General features: G+C 27.7%; 6 protein-coding genes. 3 read left to right on the top strand and 3 right to left on the bottom strand.

Annotation, left to right across the window (positions count from 1 at the left end):
- Positions 1-5: 5 nt before the first annotated feature.
- Entirely contained in the window at positions 6-272 is a 267-nt protein-coding gene (locus tag B2X73_RS05485) for a hypothetical protein (RefSeq protein ID WP_291095956.1), read from the bottom strand.
- Between the two features lie 89 nt (positions 273-361).
- Between B2X73_RS05485 and B2X73_RS05480 the strand changes: the two genes are divergently transcribed.
- Together B2X73_RS05480 and B2X73_RS05475 are read left to right on the top strand one after the other, a co-directional pair.
- On the top strand, positions 362-967 hold the full coding sequence (locus B2X73_RS05480) for an IMPACT family protein (RefSeq protein WP_291095954.1): 606 nt from the start codon (positions 362-364) through the stop codon (positions 965-967).
- A complete protein-coding gene (locus B2X73_RS05475) occupies positions 967-2,016 on the top strand; it encodes an acyltransferase family protein (RefSeq protein WP_291095952.1) in 1,050 nt (349 codons plus the stop codon). The genes B2X73_RS05480 and B2X73_RS05475 overlap by 1 nt, the downstream gene beginning before the upstream one ends.
- Positions 2,017-2,268: 252 nt before the next feature.
- On the opposite strand, the gene B2X73_RS05470 is transcribed toward B2X73_RS05475, so the two are convergent.
- A complete protein-coding gene (locus B2X73_RS05470; RefSeq protein WP_244957947.1) occupies positions 2,269-2,766 on the bottom strand; it encodes a hypothetical protein in 498 nt (165 codons plus the stop codon).
- A 29-nt stretch (positions 2,767-2,795) separates the two neighbouring features.
- Positions 2,796-3,323 (bottom strand): hypothetical protein, encoded by a 528-nt coding sequence (locus tag B2X73_RS05465; RefSeq protein WP_147280012.1) that lies wholly within the window; start codon positions 3,321-3,323, stop codon positions 2,796-2,798.
- A gap of 174 nt (positions 3,324-3,497) precedes the next feature.
- On the opposite strand from B2X73_RS05465, the gene B2X73_RS05460 reads away from it, so the two are divergent.
- On the top strand, positions 3,498-4,715 hold the full coding sequence (locus B2X73_RS05460; protein WP_291095951.1) for a LuxR C-terminal-related transcriptional regulator: 1,218 nt from the start codon (positions 3,498-3,500) through the stop codon (positions 4,713-4,715).
- The last annotated feature ends 25 nt before the right edge of the window (positions 4,716-4,740 follow it).

Below are 4,740 nucleotides of genomic sequence, written 5' to 3'. Positions count from 1 at the left end.
AACGTTTAGGACGCTAATGATCTTTTATCAATTATTAAATCTGTTTCTAATATCCAAAGAGAATTTTTGATAAGATTATGATTATTAAGATTTAATTCATCTAAATCTTTATCAAATAACACTAAAACTCTTCCTTCAAATAAATCATTATTTATTTCAATAACTTTTCCACTTTCTCCAATTAAAATCCAATAATGATTTTCATCTCTTAAATTATTTGTATTCTTTTTTCCTAAAAAAGTATTTAAAATTACTTTATCATTCAATTTCATTCATAATTTTTTTCATCACTCATAAATATAAAACCTTTTTTCGTTAAAAGTACTATTTAAACTATCTTTGCGGTACTTTTCAATACAACATGACGGACAATTATCGTACAATCGAGAAAGCTGTGGAAGATGTAATTTTCAAAGAATTGGGTAGTAAGTTTATTAATTTTGCTTATCCAGTTGAAAATGAAGATGACATCAAAATTTATTTGGATCAATTGCGCGAAATTCATCCCGACGCCAATCATCATTGTTACGCGTACGCACTTGGAATTGATGGTAAAAATCATCGTGCAAATGATGATGGAGAGCCAAGCGGCTCGGCTGGTTTACCAATTTATAATCAAATTTTATCAAGTGAAATCACCAATGTTTTGATTGTTTCTGTACGCTATTTTGGCGGAACAAAATTAGGAATTCCTGGTTTGGTAAAAGCGTATAAATATGCGGCACAAGTTGTGTTGGAAGAAGCAAATATTGTAGAAAAATTTGTTTCTAAACGTGTGAAAATGGTTTTTAATTATGATCAACAAGGAATTGTAGAGCGCAATGTCTATCGTATTTCTGGAGAGATTAAAGACAAACATTTTTCTGATAAATGCATGTTTACAATTTCGGTAAGAGAAAGTAAATTGGACGAATTTATTCGCATGTTTGACGAATATTATCAAATGGAAATTAAAATTATTGACTAATGCTAAATAGCTTAACTTCTTTACGTTTTTTCTTTGCTTTTGTAGTTTTCTTAAGCCATTTAACGTTTGTAAAAACCGATTTAGCTTGGTATAATTATCTAAAAAATAACGTCTTTTTCGAAGGTTATCTTGGTGTTGGTTTTTTCTTTATTTTGAGCGGATTTGTTTTGGCGCTTAATTACGAAAAGAAAGTCATCGACAATCCAAATTTTGATAAAAAGAAGTTTTATATCGCACGAATTGCTCGTATTTATCCACTTCATGTCCTAACCTTTTGTGTTATGTTGCCTTTTGTTATCATCAATGTTTGGCAAGGATATTTTCATTGGGATATTGCAGGTGCGAACTTATTTTTATTGCAATCTTATATTCCGGTAAAAGATTTTTATTTCTCTATTAATAACGTTTCCTGGAGTATTTCGACCGAATTATTTTTCTATTTGATGTTTCCTTTTTATGTGATTTGGTTGCATAAATTCCCGAAACTGAAATATATTTTATTACTAATTATTCCGATTATTATTTTTGCAGAACCTTATTTCAGAACAAATATGAAATTGGAAAAAGCGATTTTTTACATCAATCCAATTGTTCGCAGTTTCGATTTTATTTTAGGAATTATTACCTGTCAAATCTATAAAAAGATAAAAGATACGCCTATCAATTTTTCGAGAGGAACTTTAATAGAAATCGCTGCAATTGCTGTTTTGGCAATCTTTTTCTACTTCCACAATGATGTTGCGAGAGCTTTTCGTTACGGAATTTATTATTGGATTCCGATGGTTGGAATTGTCCTAATTTTTGCTTTACAAAAAGGTTTCTTTTCGAGAATTCTTCAACATAAAACATTGGTTTATTTAGGTGAAATTAGTTTTGCATTTTATATGATTCATATGATTGTGATAAAATATGGAAATCAATATTTACCGAAAATCAATGATTTTCAGAAAATTGGAATTTATTTCGTAATTGCTTTAATTTTAAGTGCATTAACGTTTGAATATTTTGAGAAACCCGTTGCGAAGTGGATCAAAGATAAAGTGAAGTAGTAGCGAGTATTTCTAAAAAATTAATTCAAATAGTTGATTATAACTGAGATTGTGACAATAATAATTGAAACAACAATCAAAATATCTAAGTAATTTATTTTTTTTGAACCAAAATTTGTAGTTCGTTTGCGTTTTCGTGAATACACTATTTCTTTGTTCATTTTTTAAAAGAAAATAAGCCGCGAGTTACCACGACTTATTTGTCAAATAATTAATAGTACATTATATAGTTAAAAGTTCTTAGTAATCCTATTACTGGTACTTGTAGCAACTTCCTGTTTTCTTTGCCGATTTACCTGTCATTTTATCAGATAATAGTAGAATAAATGGACATCTAACTTCTGCAGCTTGTTGTTTTAAAACTTTTTCTGCACGCTCATCTTTTCCATTTCCAGTTCTGAAGTTAATCATACCTGTTTTAGATTTTAAATCATCTCCTTTTTTCAAACCTGCAACCAAAGATTTATCTTCCAAAATAATCACTTTCCCCCAATCTTTATCGTCAGTAATTTCAATTTTATCAGAAACATCCTCAATACGAGTGCTTTTCCCGTAAAATACTTTATTAACAGAATATTTACTCAAAGACTGTATAGCATCTTCTCCATCATACGTATATTCTACTGTAAATTCTCCCACACGCTTAATCTGACCTTCGATAATCTCACCAGAATGTTTGTAAATTTTATCTACTTGTCCAAATGCTAGCGAAGCCATAAGACCTAACCCTAAAATAAAAATGTTTTTCATTGTTAATTGTTTTAAATATTGACTTAATTTTAATTGATTTCTAAAATACTTTCAGTTTCGTTGATTGTAATTATGGTTTTTAGAGGACTAGATTCCAGTAAACCATAATTTTCTTTTAGATTGGTGGTCGGTTTTTTCAATAAATCAATTAATTGATCAATTGATTCTTGATAAATTTTCTTTTTTGTAGAGTTCTTAACTAAAGAGATATAATACGTCTTATAGTTTTTCTTAATTGGAGCTTCTTTTTCTATTTCTTCTGCAATATTTTTAAAGAAACTTGTTCTATTTTCAGAATTTTTGACCACAATACGCTTTATATTTTTCCCTTCAGTTTCAACCTCAATATTCAACGTATATGGTTCAATTTTTACTGAATTGTACATTACTTTTTGGTTTCCAAAATTATCTTCAATAGATGTAGAAGAAACCTTATAAAAATCCTCTAACTCATTTACACGATTTCCAATAAATTGTTTTAAATTTTTGTAATCCAAATTTTGAGAGAAACCTAAACTACACAACAGTAGTAATAAAGTAGATAAAATAATCTTCATTTTTAATAAATAATTAGCTATTAACACCAGATTTATGTGCTAAATAAATTCTTTGCAAATTTTAGGATTCACTACTTAAATTCCTATTTTTGCAGGAGTAGTTATGAGGTAGTTTAATGATTACTACCTATGGGTAGTTGAGCTACTTCATTAAATATCAGTCATATAACAAAAATGAATAATAAAACACTTTTAATATTCTTTACTCTATTTTTCACCCAGGTAGGGATAGGAAATACAATAAATTCCGAAATTCTAAAAAAAGAAATCTCATCTTATAATGAAATCGGTTCATTTGATAAATCAATTATCAAATTAGATAGTATTATACATTCTAAAAACATAACGAATTACGATTTATATAATTTGTATTTGTTAAAATATCTTACGTATAAAACATTATTAAATTATCCAGAAGCAGAAGAAAATTTAAATGTTGCTGAAAAATATGGTTTAAAGAGTGCTAAATACAAATCCGAAGTTGAGACAAGAGTTTTGATTGAACGAATCTTTATCCAATTTGATTATTTAAAATATGATAAGGTTGAGGAATTGCTCCAAAAAGTAAATAAATCTAATTTAAAATATTTGGATGCCGAAACGTATGGCTTTTATATTTCTGTTATAGGCACAATGAATAGTTTAAATAAAAATTATATTCAGGCAGAAAAAGATTATTTGGAAGCTATAGAAATTTTGAAGCAAAAATCTCCCAAACATTTACCTAATATTTATAGAAAGCTTTTACACTTATATACAGAAACAAAAGACAATAAGAAGGCTTTAGAAGCTTATAACAAAGGGTTGTATTATGCAAAACATTATGGTATAAAACTTTATATTTTGAATATGTACGAATCTCTTACTTGGTATTATGCTCAGAATGAAGATTGGGAAAAAGCATATAAAACAAGATTAATTGTGAATGATCTTGCAACCGATTATGATGCAATTAATCAAAGTGGAAAATTACAAAATTTAGAAAGAGAAATCATTAACAAACGAAACGATTTAGAAGTTCGAAATCAGAAAAATATCCGACTATTTCTGGTTATTATTTCTGCAATTTTGATCATATTATTAATTGTTCTTTATAAATTCTACAAGATAAACATCGAAAAAAGAAAACTTGTTGAAAATGAAAATGAACGGATGAGAAATAAACTTTCTAATTTGATTAATCATTCAAATAATGCAAATCAAGTTGAAAAGAAAATCATTTTAAGTGATTATAATCTTTCGGAAAGGCAATTGGATATCATCGAATTAGTGAAGAAAGGATTTACAAATAAAGAAATTGCAACTGAACTCTATATTTCTGAGAATACAGTGAAATATCATTTGAAGGTTATTTACAATACTTTGGGAATAGAGAGTCGTAATTCGTTGTAAATAAAGGCAATATCCAAAAAACTGT

This window comes from Empedobacter sp. UBA7252 (assembly GCF_002472765.1).
Classification (GTDB): Bacteria; Bacteroidota; Bacteroidia; order Flavobacteriales; family Weeksellaceae; genus Empedobacter; species Empedobacter falsenii_B.
The sequence above is the reverse complement of the archived record's forward strand: the minus strand, read 5'-3'. Positions and strand labels throughout refer to the sequence as shown.